This window comes from Faecalibacterium gallinarum (assembly GCF_022180365.1).
GTDB classification, from domain to species: Bacteria; Bacillota; Clostridia; order Oscillospirales; family Ruminococcaceae; genus Faecalibacterium; species Faecalibacterium gallinarum.
This window is the reverse complement of the sequence record NZ_BQKV01000009.1, coordinates 1-347: the sequence shown is the minus strand read 5'-3', so window position 1 is coordinate 347 and position 347 is coordinate 1. Positions and strand designations below refer to the sequence as shown.

The 347-nt window shown below is 49.0% G+C and carries 1 protein-coding gene; it reads right to left on the bottom strand.

The features are described 5' to 3' along the window. Positions 1–63: 63 nt before the first annotated feature. On the bottom strand, positions 64–347 hold a 284-nt coding region (locus JCM17207_RS00930), incomplete at its 5' end, for an IS3 family transposase (RefSeq protein ID WP_238315576.1).

Below are 347 nucleotides of genomic sequence, written 5' to 3'. Positions count from 1 at the left end.
GAACCGCCCCATATTGTGCGGACAGTACAAAAAAGAGGCCTGCAAGGGGTAGAAGTAAACGAATCAAAGACTGGCCTGGCGAAGCGAGAGCGGAGCCAGGCCAGTCTTTGTCTGGAGCCGCTCGTGGTTATAGAAGTGGATGTACTCGTCGATCAAGTCTTTGGCCTGCTGAAACGTCTTGAGCTTTTGGCGGTAGATACATTCGGTTTTTAGAATGCCAAAGAAATTTTCTGCCATTGCGTTGTCATAGCAGTTTCCGCGTCTTGACATGGAAGGCGTAATGCCGTATTCTTTAGTCAGGTTAAAGTACGCTTGGGAAGTATACTGAAACCCCTGGTCGCTGTGGA